Source organism: Paenibacillus sp. 79R4, from assembly GCF_013393165.1.
GTDB lineage: Bacteria > Bacillota > Bacilli > Paenibacillales > Paenibacillaceae > Fontibacillus.
The window spans coordinates 131,967-152,224 of record NZ_QJOT01000011.1 but is presented as its reverse complement, the minus strand read 5'-3'; the positions used below and the strand labels follow the sequence as shown (position 1 = coordinate 152,224).

The window sequence follows — 20,258 nt, the reverse complement described above, 5'->3', positions numbered from 1 at the left end:
TTTTGTCCTACCTGAAATTATACTCGGTGTAGATGAACCTCAGTACAGTACAATTTGAGACGGATGCCTCTTTGGAAGATAGGGGTTCGCTAATTTTGCATGATCCGGGGTAGATAGTATGTTCCTGAAGTCGAATATTAAGCAATCGCTGCGCTTCAAGCTGATTATTGGTTTCGTAGTCATCACGGTACCTTTGGTTGGACTAATGCTCTATTACAATTATTATGCATCGAACACGATACGCGAGCAGGTCGCCGAGTCCAATAAGAACTCGATGATCCTGTATTCCCAACAGATCGAGGTGGCGCTGAACAAAGAGACAAATTTTCTTTACAACATCGCTGTGGAAGATCCTAATCTCGCCGCATTACCACAGCTGATGGATAAACCGAATGAATACTTTCTCGCAAAGGCGATGATTATTAGTACCATTTCCCGTTACCATCGCTTTGACAACAGTGTTGATATGCAGTTCATTTATTCATTGCGAAACCAAGATTTCTTTACTACACAAATCAAGGATAACTCCTATGAAAGGCTGAATGCCATCAAGACAACTGTAGAGAAATTGGTCAAGGAAATTAAGCCGGATAGCGACTACTTCCGGGAGTGGAAGGCTATAGAATATAGCACAGGGAAATATGCGCTAGTCCGCATAGTAAGCACAGGAGACGGTTTCTATGTAGGCGCCTTTATCGAATTGAAGAATCTGGTTATTCCGTTAGATATTATTCATTCCAAGGAAGGATTCGCCGGATTTTTGAACAGTCAGGGGAGGTTGATAACTAATGCGGGCGCAATCACATCCAATCGTTCCATCTCCATAGAATCGAAGCTAAGTGGCGAGTACCAGGTTGTGAAGCAAGAGGATCGCAGATATATTGCAGTCACGAATCCGGTTCAAGGCACAGACGTTATTTTGAGTGTATTTATTCCCGAAGACCAAATGCTGAAGGATCTGGAGAAATTAAGTCGCGGTATTGTTCTCATTTCGTTGGGCGCGTTAGTAATCCTGGTCATTTACCTCGTCTATTTGAATGACATTATACTTAAGCCCATGAATAATCTCGTCTTAGGGATGCGTCGGATCAAGCACGGGGACTGGAATATCCGGCTTCAATCCTCCAAAGCCAAGGAGTTTGCGATTATTAACGAGACGTTTAACAGTATGGCCGCTGAAATCCATGAATTGACGAGCAGTGTATATGAGGAGCAGGTTAAAGCGCATAAAGCTGAGCTCAAGCATTTGCAGTTGCAGATTAACCCTCATTTCCTCCTGAATACAATCAATATTATTTATAATCTGGCCGAGATCAAAAATTACAGCGTCATACAGCTGATGTGTATGAATCTAGTTAAGTATTTCCGCTTTACGACGAGGACGAATCAGGTTGCTGTCACGATCCAGGAAGAAATGGAGCATATGGAGAGCTATATCAAAATTCAGCAGGTTCGCTTTCCGGAACGAATTACCTATGAGATTCAGATGGAAAAGAGTGCGGAAGAGGCTGCGATTCCACCGCTGCTGATTCAACCGTTCATTGAAAATGCCGTTAAGCACGGCTTTGACTTTATGGATCATCCGTTTCATATTTATATCGCTGTTGGCTTAATGGAACAGGATCGGGTACGGATTGTGATTATGGACAACGGCAACGGATTTCCACAGGAAATGCTGGAGAAGCTGAAGTCCGGCAGCTTTTTAGAGCATCAGAACGGAGAACATCTGGGCATTTCCAATGTGCAGTACCGGATCAAGCATTTATTCGGGGAAGACGCCAGGCTGGAGTTCGAGAATGCTCCGGGGGCGCGAATTCAAATGGTGCTTCCATTTCGTACGGTAGAGCAATTTACATCTTATTGACCAGAGTGGGGGAGAAGCATGTTTAAGGTACTGATTGTAGACGACGAGATCTATGCGGTAATGGGAATTCGCAGCGGTGTGAATTGGGAAAGGCTGCAGGTGTCCGAGGTATACGAGGCCTATAATATGCGGGAGGCATTGAAAGTGTTTGAGCAGACATCGATTGACGTCATGATCTGCGATATTGAAATGCCAAAAGGGACAGGAATTGAGCTGCTGGAGAAGGTGAACGAGATCTCTTCTGAGACGGAGACCATTTTCCTGACCGCCCACTCCGCCTTCAATTTCATGAAGAGAGCCATTCAGTTGGATGGATTCGATTATTTGCTGAAGCCAATTGAATTCGATGCACTGGAGGACACGATTCATCGGGCGCTGGAGTCTATTTTACAGGAACGGGAATTATACAAATTGCGTGAGCAGTATAAGCCTTATTATGAGATGTGGCGCAAACAGAAGCCTCTGATTACCGATAAGTTCTGGAATGATCTGTTTTCAGGCCGGATTGTATGCTCCCCGAACAATATCGAGGGGATTTTGGAGAAGCATCAGTTGTCCGGGCTGGAGCAGTTCGTCTTTCTGCCTGTGCTTGTCAGCGTGGAATCCTGGTTGCGCGAGTTCAATACACGAGATGAGGAGATTATTGAGTATGCGATTCGCAAAGGCGCTGCCGAGGTGCTGCTCCCAAATGGCAGAGGGGAAGTAATCCAGACCAAGCAGGGGGTTAACATCGTGATCATCATGGGGGATCAGGAAGAGATGAACGATCTTTCCGAATTGCCTACGCGATGCGAGAAATATATTCAGAGCTGCCTTGAATATTTTGACTGCAATATTTCCTGTTACATTGGCAGGAACGTTAGCTTGTATGAAATTGCGGACGTTTGCAAACAGCTTCTGGAGATCGAGTACAACAATGTGAACAGATCCAATCAGGTCTACACGCTGGCATCGTATTGCAATCCTTCTATTCAATCGATGATCCCGCGGATCTCAACGTGGACGATTCTGCTGGAGCAAGGCAAGCTGGAGGAGCTGCAGGAGGAAATCCGCAGCAGAGTATCGGAGATAGGACAGTTCGAGCGGTTGTCTATGGCTGAGCTGGAGGGCTTCCGCAATGAATTTATGCAAATGGCGCACTATGTGCTGCATAAGAACGGGCTGAATGCGGTGGAGCTGCTGAAGGGCCAGGACGGGCTGCTGCTAAATGACCAGCCACGCAGCCTTCTGCAGCTGGAAGAAGAGGCGCTCCAGGTGGCCGGAATCATCCATGATGAGCTGCACCAGAATCATTCGGTCATTCGGCGGATTCAGTATTATATCACCGAGCATCTGAATGAGCCGATTACTAGAGAGCAGCTGGCCAGTTATGTGCACTTGAATCCGGCTTACTTATCGCGACTGTTCAAGCGGGAGCTAGGGGAGTCGATCACGGATTATATTTTGAATACACGTATGTCCTTGGCTAAGGACCTGATCATGAGTTCAACGTTGCCGATCTCGGATATCGCCAAAACCTTGGGTTATTATAATTTCTCCTATTTCTCCAAAATGTTCAGAAAAGTATATGATGTCTCTCCGCAACAGCTTAGACAGCAGTCCGCAGACGGGCGGACAGAAAGAGAAGCGCTATAGGAATAAAAGTAATAAACAGCGAAGCTGGATGACTTTAAACGCCAGAATAAGTAAAAAAATTAGAACAAAAGTAAATAAACTTAAATTGTTAGCGCTTTCTTATATACCTACAATAGAAGTACAACCACGAATGACCAGCAAGTACATCATCTGTGCAGGAGGGGGAGCATGACGAGACAAACCAGTTCAAGGAACAAGCTTACGTGGACCATCGCAGGTTTGTTAGTTCTTACCGTTTGTACCTCAGCGGCATTTGCGCGGGGAAATTCTGAGGCGAATGACCCGGGGGATGAAATCATAGCAACCGTTGATGGTGTTCCCATCACTGTACAGGAGTTTAAGAGGGCCATTCAAATAAATAAGCCCAGAGTAATGAACTATTTTCATGAAAAGTATGGCGCAGAGCAGGTTTCGTCTTTCTGGACAACCTCTATCGGTGGGGAAGTTCCTCTGGATAAGCTTCAAAAAGCAGCCTTTGATGAGAGCGTAGATATAAAGGTCAGACAGATGGTTGCCAAAGAGCAAGGGGTGCTTGGAGATATTAGTTATCGCGATTTTTTGAAGCAGCTTGAGCAGGAGAACGAGCGTAGAGCCAAAGCAACCGCCAAAGGACAGGTCATCTACGGGCCGATCCAATATAACGAAGAAGCTTATTTTGCATATATCATGACCAATGCGGCAACCACCGTGAAGCAGAAGCTGGAGGAGAAATTGCGGCCTGACGAGGTGACGCTCAAGTCTTTTTATGATCAACATAAAAAGGAGCTGTACGCACATCCCGGTGAGGTAAAGGTAAGTATTATATCCCTATCCTATTTAGATTCGACACAGCACATCGATCAAGATAAAAAAGAACAGGCGTATAAGCAACTAAAAGAAGCAGAGACCAAGCTGGCTGCTGGAGTCTCTTTCGCAAAAATAGCCAAAAGCTATTCAGATCCGGGAACCGAGCAGGAGCTTATTATCCACCTGGGGAATGTCCGTCAAAACTCCAGAAGTCCGGTTGCGAGAGCAGCGGAATCGATGGAACCAGGTGAAACCAGCGGTATTATTGATGAGAACGGCAGGTTGTATATCCTGAATTGCATCGCCAAAACGGAGCCGGGTACTGCATATCGCAGTTATGACGAGATCAGGGAACAAGTCCGCAAGGACTTCATCGACAGCAAATATGAAGAAATGATCTGCCATAAGCTGTCCAAGGCTGTTGTCGAAGTAGACCAGGATCTGCTCAATAGTTTGCAATCTTTTGAGAGCTTTTAGGTTAGGTCCTACTGTGATGTAAAAGCTTCACAAGAACTTTGTGGGCAATTACATATGACGGAGACAAGGTCATTAAGTACCAGGGTTCCCGTCAAAGAATTTAATAAGGAGGTATACACATGCTTCAAAGGACAGCTAGGAAGATCGCGAGTATGATGTCGGCCATCGTATTGTTGTCAGGGCTAACGACATTTGCTGTATCGCCTGTCAGAGCTGAGATGACTTCAGGAACGACGTATTATGTGGACAATGTAAACGGCAGCGACAGTAATCCCGGTACAAATCCCGAAGCGGCGTGGAAGTCGCTCATCAAAGTGAATGAGACAAGCTTTGCTCCTGGGGACCATATTCTGTTTAAAGCCGGAGGCTCCTGGCAAGGCCAGCTTTGGCCCAAAGGTTCGGGGGTAGACGGTAATCCAATCGTCATCGATATGTATGGAATTGGCAGCCAACCCCTGATCGCAGGTGTAACCTCGGAACTATCGACGGTTTTTTTGAAGAACCAGGAGTATTGGGAGATCAATAACCTGGAAGTCACGAATCCTTCATCGGAGCCGTTTACAAGGGATTGGAAAGGCAGTCGTGGGGAGCGGCGTGGCGTGTATGTGCTTAATGAAGAAGGTGGAATTTTAAATCACATTTATATTAAAAATATGAATATCCATGATGTGGACGGTGTTTATACAACACGATCCGGCGGTATTATTATTGATTCAGTAGGCTCATGGGTGCCAAGTGCGTTTAATGACGTTTTGATTGACGGCAATACGTTAACCGATGTGGATGCATACGGGATATATATCAGTTCTAACTGCATCTTACGTTATGGCATGGGCGATTTATGGGAGTGGGTGCCGAAGCCTTATGGCCCATGGACGCCATCTACCAATGTGAAGATATCCAACAACACGGTCGTGCGGGCAGCTACGGGCGGCATCGCTTGGAATGTCACGGACGGGGCGGTGGTGGAGCATAATAGCGTGCAAGAGGCCACCTATTTAGCAACGAATGCGTCTATTTGGTGGGCTTACGCGGATAATAGCGTCGTTCAATATAATGAATCGTTCGCCAGCCGTAACGGTTCGGAAGATGGAACGGGATTCGATGTGGATGCCGGAAACCTGGGTTCGCTGGTGCAATACAATTACAGTCATGATAATGCTGGCGGATTTATGCTTTATGTCAATGACACCTATAACACGATCAATACGATTGTCAGATACAACATCAGTCAAAACGACAAAGCGCGCATTTTCCGTTACAGTGGTTCGATCGACACGGTTTTAAATTACAATAATACGATTTATGTCGGCACAGCCTCAAGCAACCCAGTTATGAGCGACTACTTTACAAAATCCTCAGGCAGTCCGAAAAATATATATAACTACAATAATATATATTACAGCATGGGAGACAAAGGCTGGAATTTAACTGGACAAACCTTCGATAATAACGCTTATTATGGCGGAAAAACGTTGGTCAATTCTGATGCACACAAGGTGACCGCAAATCCAAAACTTGAAAATCCGGGTAGCGGGGCACAAGGAATGGATACGGTGGACGGCTACAAGCTACAAAGCGATTCTCCGCTGATCGGCGCCGGTGTTCCTATCGCGGACAACGGCGGAAGGGACTATTTTGGGAATGCATTGTATAACGGCGATCCGGATATCGGGGCTTTTGAATACCAAGGAGATGTGCCCCCTGCTACCGGAAAGACGCCGATCGTATATACACCTGCGCCGATCAAGCCACTGCCGACTCCACCAGGGCCGGAACCGGGGAATTTGGCACCACTGGCAACAGCAACAGCCTCTGTTCCTACGTTGTCCAGCAGTTCGATTAAGAGCCTGACGGATGGGTCATATGACAAAGCATGGTCAAGCATAGATCGGGGCGTGACATTCCCGAACTATATTACCCTTGATTTCGGCAGTAAAATGGTAACGATCAATCAGATGAAGATCGTCACGAGATTCGGAACGGGCCAAGGCATCACGAAGTTTGATCTTGAGTATTTCAATGGTACCGATTGGCAGCCTTTAAAGACGGGTATCGAATGGGTTTGGCAGTACAGCGACCAAACCAATGAGACGAAAGTGCTTGATTTTGACGCGACAACTACTTCTAAAATCCGTTTGAAAATAAATGCGGCAAATTTAAAATGGGGCAACTTCGCGATAAACGAGCTGGAACTTTATAATAAACGATAAAGGCTGGTTCTACTTATAATTAGGTCAATCAGTGAGGTATCTGGTTGACCTTTTTCCCTCCTATTATAGAACTTTAAAATGTAAAAAGGTCAAAATATTGCAAGTTAAGGTAAATGTTTTTAAGTTGTTTATCTTCACGGGTGGGTCTACAATTTTTAATGATATAGAGGAGGCAATCGAATCTGGCAGGAGAAATATTTTATGGCCGAAACTTCAGGCGTATAGCCCGCGACGTTGTGCTAAGTAGATAACATGGAATGAAGAAGCAGAATTCTGAACGGAAATGGGCACTTTGAATTTTCTATTAGCTTCGATCTACCAGCTTGGGAGGTGACACCTGTGAGATCAAATAAGCCGAAATCGTACGCTTTCAACAATAAGAACCTAAAAAGGAATCTCCCGCAGGGATGGTTCCTTTTTTGTTAGCCGGTGTGTCTACCAAACATTCATCCATCATACAGCAACGGGGGTAAAGCGATGAAGCTTAGGATCGCTAGAAAGAAATCGAAGTGGTACGTATATCAGAAAGTTATCGCCATATTTATTTTGTTATTGCTGCCGCTCATTACGATGAATATCTGGTTCAATTACAAAGGAATGTCGATCAGTAAAAATGCAATACTGAGTTCCTCTTTAGCGGGCGCTACCTTCTACTCCAAACAGCTTGATAAAGAGATGTATTTCATCCGAAATTTACAGCTGCAGCTGTTAAATGACAAAGATTTGCAGAAGCTCAGCTTCCGCGGCAGTATGCTGGAGAACTACGAGGAAGTCGAGCTGATTGAGCAGGTAAGGGATAGACAAATGGCGTTGATCGCCTTCAGCGATTATATCGTAAATGCCGGCGTTTATGTCGAGGCCGTGGGTAAGACCATTTCGACGATCACCGGAGTAACGAATACGCCAAATTCAGAGATGAGTCTCATTGCTTCACTGCTCTCCATGAAGCCGAAGCCCTCGTTCTACCAGAGCGGGGATCGGATCTTTCTGATTGAAAGCGAGAACAACGACGGAATATGGTCTTATATCGAAATTTCCAGGCCCAAGCTGCTTGAAGCATTAGAGCAAATTGCCGATTTGTATCAGGAGTCAGAAGTACTGATAGGCAGCAAGGAATTAGGAACCGTGCTGACGACCGCAAAGGAGGTGCAGGAATCGAATATGATTCTTGGACAAATCTCTGAGCAGAGTCTCCAGGAACAGAGCACCTCTGAAATGAAGAAGGTTCATGGTGTTAATTATTTTATTATCCATAACGATGTTAGCGCGCTGAATTTATCATTGATTATGTATGTTAATCAGAACGAAATTACCCGTCCGTTGAATCAGTTTACGACCTGGTCCTATTTATTATTCATTATCGCTATTATGATTATGGTGCTGTACGCTTTCTCGGTTAATTTAATGATTCACCGTCCATTATCACGCCTGGTCAAGGCGTTCCGGATGCTGGAGGCTGACAATTTGAACATTATGATTGAGTCGCGAACCAATGATGAGTTCCATTACGTGTTCAGCAGCTTCAACAATATGGCGCTCAAGCTGAAAAATTCGATTCGGGAAAATTATGAGCAGAAAATCGCCTTGCAGCATTCACAGCTAAAGCAGCTTCAATCGCAGATCAACCCGCATTTTCTGTATAACAGCTTTTTTAATATTTACATGATGTGCAAGGTAGGAGATGCCGATAGTGCCGCCGAGCTCTCTCAGAAGCTGGGTACTTACTATCAATATATTACGAGAAGCGGGTCGGATGAGGTCCCCTTCTACAAGGAGTATCAGCATGCGCTTGATTATTGCGAGATTCAGTGTATTCGCTTCTCCAACCGGATTACCTTCGAATATAGCGATGTGAAGGATGTACCACCTTCGATTTCGGTACCCAGACTGATTATTCAACCCATTGTAGAAAATGTGTTCGAGCATGCCTTCGAGGATGGGACGATGGAGGGGGTGATCTATATGGGGACGGAATATGCGGACGGCAGGTTGCGCGTTACTGTGGAGGACAACGGAAAGCTGGTGACTGGGGCAATGATCGAGCAGATGCGCGACAAACTGGCGATCGAGTCGAAATATATGGAGAAGACCGGACTCATCAATGTGAACAACCGGCTACAGCTGAAATACGGAAAAGGCAGCGGCTTGTTCGTCTCACGCAGCGCTTATGGCGGCCTGAGAGTAGATCTGATTATTGTGGTTGAAGAAGGGGAGGATTGAGATCATGTATAGATTGCTGATTGTTGATGATGAGCCTGTCATTGTGAACGGGCTGGTTCTACTGTTCCAGGACAATACCGAATTTGAACTCGAGGTGTGCAAAGCCTATTCCGCCAAAGAGGCGCTTGAAATGGCCCAAAAAATGAAGCTGGATATTCTGGTTAGCGACATCCGGATGCCGCAGATGAGCGGACTACAGCTCGTCGATGAAATCAACTACTATTGGCCGCATTGCCGTTCGATCCTGCTGACGGGATATAGTGAATTCGATTATGTCCATGAAGCGCTGCGCAAGAAAGTGGACAATTACATTCTGAAGACAGAGGGGATCGAGCTGATCTTCGAGGCTGTACAGCGGTCTATTGCCAAGCTGGATGAGGAGAATCGGCGCAGAGTTCAAGAGGAGAAAGCGAGGATGCACCTAGAGATTGCCGTACCGCTGTTGAAGCAGGAGCTGCTGCGAAAAATAGCTGGTGGGGAAGATCTGCTTCGACTACTGGTCCAGCCTCGTTACGAAGAAGTGCATTTCCAGATCGTTCCGGAGCGGCCTGCCTTTTTTCTGATCGGAAGAATGACTTTAAATGAAGTGGATAGATCCAGCGAGCTGCGACAAGCCGTGCAGAGATCCTTCCTGAACTATTTGCCGGCCTCGTTCCAATGTGAATGCTCCGCTATGCAGGACGATGTCCTCTACTGGATGCTGCAGCCTGGAACAGAGCTGTTAGGGCGGTTCCGTGGCGAGAACGCTAGCAGCGGGGCCTCTTGGAACAGCATCACGATGTATATGAAAGGCATATTGGAACTGGTGCAGAATGAATGTGAAGAGTTGTTAGGCGTTGCCGTCTCCTTCGGCATATCGGACAATCTGGCGGGAAGCTGGGATACAGCCGGGCAGCAGTATGAGAAATTGCATTCTCTGCTTAAGGCGCGCGCCGCATTAGGCCAGACGATGGTGATCGTAGATCTGGGCAAGGTCAATCCGCATGAGGAGAACCTGTTCGAATATGGCCGGATGGAGCAGGATGAGATGAAGCTGTTTGTCATCGACCAGATTCAGCGATATGTGAACGAGCATTTATCCGGTGATGTATCCCTGACCGCGATCGCGGAGGAGGTTCACTTTAATCCGTCTTATCTATCGCGCTTCTATAAGCAGGCAGCAGGCCATAACTTGCTGGAATACATTCAGACGAAGCGGCTTGAGGGAGCCATTCGGCTGATGCAGGATACGAATCTGAAATTGAACGAGATCGCTACCCGGGTGGGGTTTGATTCACCTTCCTATTTTACGACATTTTTCAAGAAGAAGATGGGGGTCTCCCCTCAGGAATACCGCAATACACAAGCATAATTCGGCACTATGGGAACAGGTAAATAAAGTGAAAGCGAAGTAAAAAACTCAAAATTGATAGCGCTTTCGTTCGGTTCCATAATGAAGATGTAAGCAACAGTTATATTGCAGCATACAAAGGGGGAAGGCAATTCAATGAAAAGCTTCAAACCATGGAAAATGCTCGTTCTGGTTATGTCGATGCTCCTGGTATTTACAGCGTGTGGTGATCAAGGGAACAAGGATGGGGCTGCTCCTGATTCACAGGGAGCCGGGAATAAGACGAATGCCAATGCCAACAGCAACACACCTCCTGATCCACTGGGCAAGTATCCGGAGACGGTCACCGTTACGGAAGTGCTTGGCTATAATCCTCCGGAGGACCCGAGAACTCCGCAGGGAATTACGCCGGAACAGAACGCTTATCTCAAGGATATGAAAGAAATGCTGAACATTGAAGTGAAATACAAATGGACGGTTCCGTCCAGCCAATTTGAACAGAAGTTCTCGTTAGCCATGGCTTCGGGCGATCTGCCGGATATTATGGAACTGGATATGAAGAACTTTGAGAAGCTGAAGAAGCAGGATATGTTGGGCGATCTGACTGCAGCCTACAATGATTATGCATCGCCAACGCTCAAGAAGTATATGGAGTCGGATGGCGGCTTCGCAATGAGCACCTTCACTTCCGATGGCAAGCTGCTAGCTATCCCAGCCTTCGAGGACCCGTACTTATCGACCCAGATCCTGTGGGTTCGTAAGGATTGGCTTGATAATCTCAAGCTGCAGGTTCCTACTACGATGGAAGAACTGGAAAAGGTAGCGTTGGCCTTTGTGAAGGACGATCCGGATCAAAATGGCAAGAACGATACGTACGGCATTGCTATGCAGAAGAACATCTTCTTCTGGGGATTTGATCTTCGTGGCTTCTTCAACGGATTTAATGCATATCCGTCGGTCGGAGATAATCAGACGGCGTGGATTAAAGGCAGCGATGACAAGCTGATCCCGGGCTTAATTCAGCCTGAGGTGAAGACAGCGCTGGGCAAACTCCAGGAGTGGTATAAGAACGGTGTGCTCGATAAAGAATTTGCCTTGAAGGACGAGAACAAGGCGGTTGAAGATCTTACCGCAGGGAAGGTCGGAATTTCATATGGCGAATGGTGGTATCCGAATTGGCCGCTCAATTTGAGCGTCGATAAGGATCCGAAGGCAGAGTGGATTGCTTTGCAAATCCCAGGGCTCGATGGGCCGGGCAATTCCTTAGTGCCGAAGCTGAGAAGCAACCGGATGTATGTGGTGAACAAGAACATGAAAAATCCGGAAGCTGCTATCAAAATGATCAATTACTATATTGAAATGGGCAATAAGAAGTACATGGAGGATAACAAGGCTGAGAAGGGTTATGTCTATAACTGGTTTAACCCTCGGATCTATAATCCTGCGGATATCGAGACGATCTACACGGAAGTCAATAAAGCGCTCGATGCAAACCAAGAGGAAATCACACTTGATGATGAAAACTACAAGAGCGTAACGGACGTATTCAACGCAACGAAGGATTACCTTGCAGGGAATACGGAGAAGGCGAGCAAAGGCGTCAACTGGGGACAATACTTCAGCCGTGCGGCTAAGGATGGCGGTTGGGGAACAACTCGCATGATCAAGGAGAAAGGAGCTTATGTGAGCAACGAATTCTATACTCTGCCGACAGCGACGCAGGTAGAGAAGGGCCCGCAGCTCGATAAGCTGATGCAGGAATCATTCACAAAGATCATCATGGGGGCTCCACTGGATGAATTCGACAAGTTCGTTGACAGCTGGAAGACCCTTGGTGGAGACAAGATCACCCAAGAGGTGAATGACTGGTACAGCAAGGAAGCTGTGAAATAAATCGTGAGATGCTGGAACGGGAGGATCCGCCTGAAGCAATCGGCAATTCCTCCCGTTTTACATTCAACATGGAGGTCACGCTTGTGAAAACGCTGAAGAAGGAATATGCACTTCATTTAATGCTACTGCCCGGCGTCATCATTACGCTGATATATGCATACGGCCCCATGGCTGGTCTGGTGATGGCCTTCCAGCAATTTGAGCCATTGTCCGGATTTTTCAAATCCGAATTCGTCGGCTGGGATAATTTCAAATATGTGTTTGAGCTCCCCGATTTCATGCAGGTACTCTGGAATACCATTCTTATTGCAATTTGTAAAATGGTCCTGTTCCTGCTTGTGCCGTTGGTTCTGGCGCTGCTGCTGAACGAGGTCACCAAGAGATGGTTCTCGCGCGTAATCCAATCCGCTATCTTCCTGCCATTCTTCTTATCCTGGACCGTTCTTGGCGGTGTTGTCATCGAATTGTTCTCGCTGAACGGACCAGTCAATGGATTGCTTGAGGCATTGGGAATGGAGCCGATCATGTTCATGCTGAATAACGGCTGGTTCCGCGGCATCGTGATTGGGTCTGACGTTTGGAAAGGAATGGGCTACAACATGATTGTCATGCTGGCCGCGATTACCGGAATTAACGCAACGCTTTATGAAGCGGCTGAAGTGGATGGGGCTGGAAGATGGAAGCAGATGCTGAATATCACACTTCCGGGTATGATGCCAATTTTGATTCTGCTTGGCGTATTAAGTCTGGGCGGTATTCTTAATGCCGGCTTCGAGCAGATCCTGATTATGTACAATCCTACCGTTTACGAGGGCGGCGATATTATCGATACGTTCGTATATCGGCTCGGTATGTTCAGCCAACAGTTTGGGCCGGCTGCAGCCGTCGGACTGTTCAAATCCGTAGTCTCACTGATCATGGTGTCGACCACCTATTACGCAGCCTATAAATATAACAATTATCGGATCTTTTAGCCAGGAGGTAGGAGAGATGCACAAATCGACCATCAGCAGAAAAATATTTGTGATCGGCAATACCTTGCTGCTCAGCATGATTACCTTGCTTGGTGTGATTCCTTTTATCCATTTGCTATCGATTTCCCTCAGTTCGAATACAGCGGCGATGGCCGGCGAAGTGAGGCTGTGGCCAGTCGGGTTTAATCTCGATGCTTATCGGTATCTCGGCCAGAAGGTCGAATTCTTCAGATCGCTGGGCGTCTCTGTGGAACGGGTTGCATTGGGGACAGCGATTAATATGCTGCTTGTATTTATTACTGCTTTTCCATTATCGAAATCAAATGACCAGTTTAAATATAGAACGATGTATGCCTGGTTTTTCGCCATTACAATGTTTTTCGGCGGGGGCCTGATTCCAACTTATATTATCGTCAAGAACACAGGGTTGATCGATTCGATCTGGGCATTGATTTTGCCCGGCGCCCTTAATGTCTGGAATATGGTGCTGATGCTGAATTTCTTCCGGGGAATACCGCGGGAGCTGGATGAGGCGGCTACGATTGACGGCGCCGGACAATGGAGAGTTTTATGGCGTATTTATTTGCCGGTCTCGCTGCCATCGATTGCAACTATCGGGCTGTTCACGATCGTAGGCCATTGGAATGCCTGGTTTGATGGGATATTGTATCTGAATTCACCAGCAAAATATCCGTTGCAGACCTATCTGTCGACCCTGATTATGGCGATCAATTCTCAGATGACCTCGATCTCCATTGAACAAATTAAGGTGATGGAGAATCTAAGCGAGAAAACGCTGCGGACGGCGCAAATATTTATGGGGGCGCTGCCGATTATGGTGGTATATCCATTTTTACAAAAATATTTTGTTAAAGGAATGACCGTAGGAAGTGTCAAAGAATAGTTACATGGCAGAAAGGGAGACGAGGGTCATATGAAGAAGGTTAAAGTTGCATTGGTCGGAGCCGGGTTGCGCGGAGTTAACTATTTGGAATATGCCGTTCAGCATCCGCATGAGCTTGAGGTCGTGGCTGTGGCGGAGCCCGTACGGGAACGCAGAGAGGCTTTTCAGGCGAGACACGGAATTCAAAATGAGCTGTGTTTCGAACACTGGGATGAGTTGTTCGCGAAGCCCAAGCTGGCCGATGCGGTACTGATCTGCACCCAGGATAAGCAGCATTTTGAACCGACGATGAAGGCGCTGGAATTGGGCTATCATGTTCTGCTGGAGAAGCCGATGTCGCCCGATCCTGAAGAATGTTTGCGAATGGGGGAAATGGCGGCCAAGTCGGGACTTGTCTTCTCCATCTGCCATGTGCTGAGATATGCGCCATTTTTCTCGACGCTGAAGCAGCTGCTGAATCGTGGAGAGATTGGGCAATTGATGGCGATTCAGCATAATGAGAATGTCGGCTATTGGCATCAGGCGCATAGCTTCGTACGCGGCAATTGGCGCTGCAAGGAAGAGTCCAGTCCGATGATCCTGGCCAAGTCCTGCCATGACCTTGATATCCTGCTCTGGTTGGCCGGAGCCGATTGCACCCAGGTTGCTTCCTTCGGCTCGCTTAGCCACTTCAAGGCGTCGGAGGCACCGGAAGGCGCCCCGCTTCGTTGTCTGGACGGCTGTCCGGTAGCGGATCAATGCTTGTATTATGCGCCAAACCTGTATTTAACGGATAATACCGACTGGCCAACCTCGGCCATCAGCAATGATATGAGCTATGAGGCTCGTTATCAGGCGCTTCAGGAAGGGCCGTATGGCCGCTGTGTATATCATTGCGACAATGATGTGGTCGATCATCAGGTCGTCAACCTGGAATTTGCCAACCATGTTACTGCTGCTTTCACCATGAGTGCATTTACACGGGATATTAGCCGCACGATCAAGCTGATGGGAACGACCGGAGAAATTCGCGGTGCCATGGAGAAAAATGAGATCGAAGTGATCCATTTTAGCGGCAAGGTGGAGCGGATCAGCTTCGAGGAGATGGGCGGCCACGTTGGACATGGCGGCGGCGATATGAAGCTGGTGAAGGATTTTCTGAATCTGGTCAGGGCTGACGGCAAAAGCCAGGGGTTGACCTCGGCGAATCATTCCGTTCAGAGCCACCTGATGGCCTTCGCGGCCGAAGAGTCCCGCGTCCAGGGCAGAACAATTCGTATGCAGGAATTCGCCGATAGCTTTAGCGTACAGGAGCCTATGAATTAGTGCTCGGATGAGTGAATGGGGTGCCACTGGCTATCGGATCTGCCGTTAGAGCGTATACGGGTGGTGGGGAATCTGCCGTAGGAGTGCATGCGAGTTACCGCTGCGCCGACAGGTTAGCCGGATGCGGCGCCTCTGCGTTGGCAGGTCTATTGGATGTGCATACGTTGACCCCAGAGATGGCGAATCGTTCAGATGGTTGCAAGCGAGGGTCCACAGTGCCGGCGGAGAAACTATCAGTTCTAACGGAAATCAGGTGCGTTATTATGGCTAAAAAGCGACTTTTAAAAATTTAACGGAAATGAGCGCCCCTATTATGATGAATTGCAGCGAAATGGTGCGGTAAGCCAGCTAATAGCGGAACAGATTTCCGTTACATTTTCAACAGGGTTGAAATTTTTAAAATAGCGGCTGTGGTTTCCGTTAGGAGTCTTATGGGCCGAAAATCTTTCTTTGGAGGGAATTATGTCTACTTTTCATTACTCGGGCTCTTCGTTCTATTTCAATAATGAGCCGATTCAGATGATCTCCGGGGCGATTCATCACTTCCGAGTCGTGCCGGAATATTGGGAGGATCGGCTGCTTAAGCTGAAGGCCTGCGGCTTTAATACGGTGGAGACGTATGTGGCCTGGAATATCCATGAGCCGCAGAAAGGGCAATTCAACTTCGAGGGGCTCGCGGACATTGTACGCTTTATTGAGATAGCAGGGAAGATTGGCCTGCATGTCATCGTAAGGCCATCTCCTTATATATGTGCGGAATGGGAGTTCGGCGGTATGCCAGCCTGGCTGCTGGCGGAACCGGATATGCGGCTGCGCTGCTATCATAAGCCGTTCCTGGAGCATGTCGATGCTTATTATGATGTATTGCTGCCTATGCTCAGACCTCTGCTCTGCACGCAGGGCGGGCCTATTATCGCGATGCAGATCGAGAATGAATACGGAAGCTACGGCAATGATAAGCTTTATTTGAACTATCTGAAGGATGCGATGATCAAGCGCGGCATTGATGTGCTGCTGTTCACCTCGGATGGACCGGAGGATTATATGCTGCAGGGCGGCATGGTTGACGGTGTGCTGGCGACGGTGAATTTCGGGTCTCGCCCTGCTGAGGCTTTCGCCAAGCTGCGCAAGTACCAGCCGGATGCACCGGTCATGTGCATGGAGTTCTGGAATGGCTGGTTTGACCATTGGCGGGAAGGGCATCACACCCGTTCGGCCCAGGATGTGGCTGAGGTTCTGGATGAGATGCTAAGCATGGGCGCATCGGTCAATTTCTATATGTTCCATGGAGGTACGAACTTCGGCTTCTATAACGGGGCGAATGGACATACAGAGGACAGCTATGAGCCTACGATTACAAGCTATGACTATGATGTTCTACTGGATGAGAGTGGTGAGCCGACGAATAAGTATTATGCTGTCCGCGATGTGATTGCCAAGCATCGGAAGCTTGACGATATCGAGCTGCCGCGACCTGTGGCGAAGCAGGCTTACGGTGAAGTAGTGATGACGGGGCAGGCTCCACTATCGCTGAATATATCGCAAATTTCCCAGCCTATCCAATCCGCTTATCCTTTACCGATGGAGGAGCTGGGACAGGATTACGGCTTCATTCAATACAGTACATTCCTCTCGGGTCCTAGACCGAAGCAGCCGCTGTACATTCAGGATTTGCATGACCGGGCGCTGGTGTTCCTGGACGGACAAATTCTGGGTACATTGGATCGCAGCCAGGCCGGAGCCATCATTGAGTTCGAAGTGCCGGAAGGCGGAGCACACCTTAGCATACTCGTGGAGAATATGGGGCGGGTAAATTATGGGCCCTATACTAAGGATCTCAAGGGAGTCACAGAGGGAGTGCGGCATGGCATGCAGTTCCTGTCGGATTGGACGATTCATCCGCTGCCGCTAAGCGAACTATCCGGTCTCTTGTTCGAATCGCTATCTGGTCATATGGAACCTTCCTTCTACCGCGGGGAATTTACGGTGAACGACGTTGCCGATACATTCCTCAATCTGGATGGCTGGATCAAGGGCGTCGTGTTCGTGAACGGCTTTAATCTGGGGCGTTATTGGAATGTCGGACCGCAGAGAACGCTGTACGTACCTGGGCCGCTGCTTCAAGAGGGAAGCAATGAGATTATTATTTTTGAATTGCATGGCGCTGCAGCACCGAGGATTCGTTTCGTCGATAAGCCGGATTTAGGGTAAAGTGAGGAAAAATACACATAGTTTGTTATAAGCTACATGAACCTGTTGAGTTTGCATACTCGGCAGGTTCTTTTTTACTTTAAACCAGGCCATGGTCATGACCATCCGTCGCTATTTCAAGTTCATAGATTAGTAGGAAGGCAGGATATAAATTCCTTTCCACGAATTAGGTTTAAGAAGGCATTATTTAATTTACTTTGTGAATGGTTTAGGAGATTAATATGACAGCATATAAAAGGATTCTAATAATTGAAGATGAACAGGATCTCGCACGAATTGTTAAGGACTACATCAGCAAGCAGGGCTATGAGACGGCGGTTGTTGATCATGCCCAGGATGCGTTACAGCGCATCGAATCCTGGCAGCCAGACTTCATCATTCTCGACATCATGCTGCCTGATATGGACGGAATCGAGCTCTGTCGGCAGATTCGTGAGCGGAATAATGTCCCTATCCTCATCCTGAGTGCCAGGGGCAGTGACACGGATAAGGTGCTGGGGCTTGGCTTTGGAGCGGATGATTATATGACCAAGCCGTTCTCGCTTATTGAATTACTAGCCAGAATCAAATCCAACTTGCGAAGGGTCGAGAGCATGATAAATCCAGCTCATATGGCACCTAAGGGCGAGGGTATTCTCCAATTTGGAGCAATCCTGATCGACAGGAAGGCCTACCGGGTGACGAAAGAGGGACAGGAGGTCTCGCTCTCCGCCAAGGAATTGGAGCTGCTGTTCTACCTGTGCAAGCACCGTAATCAGGTATTCTCCAAGACCCAGTTGCTGGACGCCGTCTGGGGATACAGTACTTATGGGGACGAGAATACCATTACCGTGTACATACGCAGATTACGCGAGAAGCTGGAGGCTGACCCTTCCAATCCGGTATATATTAAAACAGTTTGGGGAGTCGGCTATAAATTCAGCTTTGATGAATAAGACCTGGTCGAGATAGGAGAGTTCTATGTATTTACAGGCTTGGATTAAAAGATGGCTGATCGTCGCTTGGATTGGACTGCTTATGATAGCCATCTGTAGCGGAGGATTTCTCTGGAATGATCATCTTCAAGGGCAGCGTGAGGATTCCGGATATGTCATCAATCGGGCACGCCTGCAGGTGAGCGAAATTATGCATTATCTGGAGCAGCATGGACAGGAGATCGCCAACTCAGTGGAAGTTCGGGATGCATTGTTGAACATGTCCAAGGAATCGCAAGTAAGCTTCATATATACAGGGCTTGACGGGCGGGTGCTATTTAATGCTTCTTCAGATACCGAACTCCAGCAAATCGATGTAAAAACAGGACTTCATTATGATTTGTATCAAGCCAGAATGGACCAGGATCATTTTCGCATCGCTTTTCCGGTAGTTGCCGGAGCGGCACAAGCACAAACTCAAGTTGGTAACGCCATATTCATGCTTCCGGTGGAGGACGTATTTGTTCCCAAGACGAACGGAGCTTTGTATTTACTGTTAGCTACTATTGTTGTCATTGTCATGATCCTATGTATATCGCTGCTCCTGCTAACAAGGAAGATTAAACAGGATGTTCTTATTCCCGTTCATCAATTAAAAGACTATTCGGAAGCGATTCTTAAGGGCAACTATGAGCCAAAAGCGACCTATGATGAGATGAATGAATTCGGTGAGGTTCATACGATGTTCGAGCAGATGAGGATGGAGATCCAGCATCTGAGTCGGCGCAGAGAGGAACAGGAACAAGCACAGAAAGAACTGATCACGAATATTTCCCATGACCTGAAGACACCATTGGCCACCTTGAAGGCCTATATCGAAGCGATGCGAGAAGGGGTATGCCCGGATATGGATACCGTTATGGAATATGCCCGAGTCATGTACAGCAATACGGAGAAGATGGCCAGGCTGACCGACGATCTGCTGCTGCACGCTCTGAAGGAGCTGGGACAAATATCGGTGACGCTGAAGGAGAGGTACAGCAAGGAACTGCTGGAATCCATCCTGCAGCCGATTGCTCACTATGTACGCACAACCGGAGTTCATTTTATTGAGCCAACGGACATCCCTAATGTATTGATTCATGTGGATGGACATCGACTGGAGCAGGTGGTATCCAATCTGATTTCGAATGCCTTGAAGCATACAGAACCGGGGGATACGATCAGCGTCAATACTGAGCTGGAACAGGGGAAGCTCAAGATAACGATTGCAGATACAGGACGGGGGATTCTTCCCCAGGATATGCCGTTTGTGTTCGAGCGTTACTTCCAAGGCAAGACCGATAGAGGCTCTGGCACAGAGGGGAGTGGGCTTGGACTGTCGATCTGCAAATATATTATTGAAGCGCATCATGGCACGATTTTCTTCCGAAGTATAGAGGGACAAGGAACGACGTTCTATTGCCTGATCCCATTATAGGCGGGCATGTAATATTTCATTAATATTTTGATAAGGGTCTATCAATATGCGC

General features: G+C 47.6%; 13 protein-coding genes. All 13 read left to right on the top strand.

Annotated elements, in window-relative coordinates; genetic code table 11:
* Positions 1–118: 118 nt before the first annotated feature.
* The 13 genes from DMN77_RS16865 (at position 119) to DMN77_RS16805 (ending at position 20,206) form a co-directional block, all read left to right on the top strand.
* Complete coding sequence (locus DMN77_RS16865; RefSeq protein ID WP_256872457.1) at positions 119–1,864, top strand: sensor histidine kinase; 1,746 nt, start codon at positions 119–121, stop codon at positions 1,862–1,864.
* Positions 1,865–1,882: 18 nt separating this feature from the next.
* Entirely contained in the window at positions 1,883–3,499 is a 1,617-nt protein-coding gene (locus DMN77_RS16860; RefSeq protein ID WP_179015761.1) for a response regulator, read from the top strand.
* A gap of 168 nt (positions 3,500–3,667) precedes the next feature.
* Positions 3,668–4,762: a peptidylprolyl isomerase gene (locus DMN77_RS16855; protein WP_179015760.1), complete on the top strand. Its 1,095-nt coding sequence runs from the start codon at positions 3,668–3,670 to the stop codon at positions 4,760–4,762.
* A 119-nt stretch (positions 4,763–4,881) separates the two neighbouring features.
* On the top strand, positions 4,882–6,975 hold the full coding sequence (locus DMN77_RS16850) for a hypothetical protein (protein WP_179015759.1): 2,094 nt from the start codon (positions 4,882–4,884) through the stop codon (positions 6,973–6,975).
* A 477-nt stretch (positions 6,976–7,452) separates the two neighbouring features.
* Positions 7,453–9,195 (top strand): histidine kinase, encoded by a 1,743-nt coding sequence (locus tag DMN77_RS16845; RefSeq protein WP_179015758.1) that lies wholly within the window; start codon positions 7,453–7,455, stop codon positions 9,193–9,195.
* 4 nt (positions 9,196–9,199) lie between these two features.
* On the top strand, positions 9,200–10,546 hold the full coding sequence (locus tag DMN77_RS16840; protein ID WP_068778444.1) for a response regulator transcription factor: 1,347 nt from the start codon (positions 9,200–9,202) through the stop codon (positions 10,544–10,546).
* A gap of 135 nt (positions 10,547–10,681) precedes the next feature.
* The gene (locus DMN77_RS16835; RefSeq protein WP_179015757.1) at positions 10,682–12,418 is read left to right on the top strand and encodes an extracellular solute-binding protein; all 1,737 of its coding nucleotides are present in this window, start codon (positions 10,682–10,684) and stop codon (positions 12,416–12,418) included.
* Positions 12,419–12,501: 83 nt separating this feature from the next.
* Complete coding sequence (locus DMN77_RS16830) at positions 12,502–13,392, top strand: ABC transporter permease (RefSeq protein ID WP_068778492.1); 891 nt, start codon at positions 12,502–12,504, stop codon at positions 13,390–13,392.
* 16 nt (positions 13,393–13,408) lie between these two features.
* Positions 13,409–14,296 carry a carbohydrate ABC transporter permease gene (locus tag DMN77_RS16825; protein WP_179015756.1) on the top strand — a complete coding sequence of 296 codons (888 nt, stop codon included), beginning with the start codon at positions 13,409–13,411 and terminating at the stop codon, positions 14,294–14,296.
* A gap of 30 nt (positions 14,297–14,326) precedes the next feature.
* Entirely contained in the window at positions 14,327–15,601 is a 1,275-nt protein-coding gene (locus tag DMN77_RS16820) for a Gfo/Idh/MocA family protein (protein ID WP_068778441.1), read from the top strand.
* Positions 15,602–16,063: 462 nt separating this feature from the next.
* Positions 16,064–17,812 carry a glycoside hydrolase family 35 protein gene (locus DMN77_RS16815; protein WP_179015755.1) on the top strand — a complete coding sequence of 583 codons (1,749 nt, stop codon included), beginning with the start codon at positions 16,064–16,066 and terminating at the stop codon, positions 17,810–17,812.
* 221 nt (positions 17,813–18,033) lie between these two features.
* Entirely contained in the window at positions 18,034–18,747 is a 714-nt protein-coding gene (locus tag DMN77_RS16810) for a response regulator transcription factor (protein ID WP_179015754.1), read from the top strand.
* A gap of 25 nt (positions 18,748–18,772) precedes the next feature.
* The gene (locus DMN77_RS16805; RefSeq protein ID WP_179015753.1) at positions 18,773–20,206 is read left to right on the top strand and encodes a HAMP domain-containing sensor histidine kinase; all 1,434 of its coding nucleotides are present in this window, start codon (positions 18,773–18,775) and stop codon (positions 20,204–20,206) included.
* Positions 20,207–20,258 lie beyond the last annotated feature (52 nt).

Excerpts from the sequence above, each read along its gene's own strand:
- DMN77_RS16855 (WP_179015760.1), top strand. The coding sequence starts at position 3,668 with ATGACGAGACAAACCAGTTCAAGGAACAAGCTTACGTGGACCATCGCA.
- DMN77_RS16805 (WP_179015753.1), top strand. The coding sequence starts at position 18,773 with ATGTATTTACAGGCTTGGATTAAAAGATGGCTGATCGTCGCTTGGATT.
- DMN77_RS16845 (WP_179015758.1), top strand. The coding sequence starts at position 7,453 with ATGAAGCTTAGGATCGCTAGAAAGAAATCGAAGTGGTACGTATATCAG.
- DMN77_RS16835 (WP_179015757.1), top strand. The coding sequence starts at position 10,682 with ATGAAAAGCTTCAAACCATGGAAAATGCTCGTTCTGGTTATGTCGATG.
- DMN77_RS16840 (WP_068778444.1), top strand. The coding sequence starts at position 9,200 with ATGTATAGATTGCTGATTGTTGATGATGAGCCTGTCATTGTGAACGGG.
- DMN77_RS16825 (WP_179015756.1), top strand. The coding sequence starts at position 13,409 with ATGCACAAATCGACCATCAGCAGAAAAATATTTGTGATCGGCAATACC.
- DMN77_RS16850 (WP_179015759.1), top strand. The coding sequence starts at position 4,882 with ATGCTTCAAAGGACAGCTAGGAAGATCGCGAGTATGATGTCGGCCATC.
- DMN77_RS16815 (WP_179015755.1), top strand. The coding sequence starts at position 16,064 with ATGTCTACTTTTCATTACTCGGGCTCTTCGTTCTATTTCAATAATGAG.
- DMN77_RS16810 (WP_179015754.1), top strand. The coding sequence starts at position 18,034 with ATGACAGCATATAAAAGGATTCTAATAATTGAAGATGAACAGGATCTC.
- DMN77_RS16860 (WP_179015761.1), top strand. The coding sequence starts at position 1,883 with ATGTTTAAGGTACTGATTGTAGACGACGAGATCTATGCGGTAATGGGA.
- DMN77_RS16865 (WP_256872457.1), top strand. The coding sequence starts at position 119 with ATGTTCCTGAAGTCGAATATTAAGCAATCGCTGCGCTTCAAGCTGATT.
- DMN77_RS16820 (WP_068778441.1), top strand. The coding sequence starts at position 14,327 with ATGAAGAAGGTTAAAGTTGCATTGGTCGGAGCCGGGTTGCGCGGAGTT.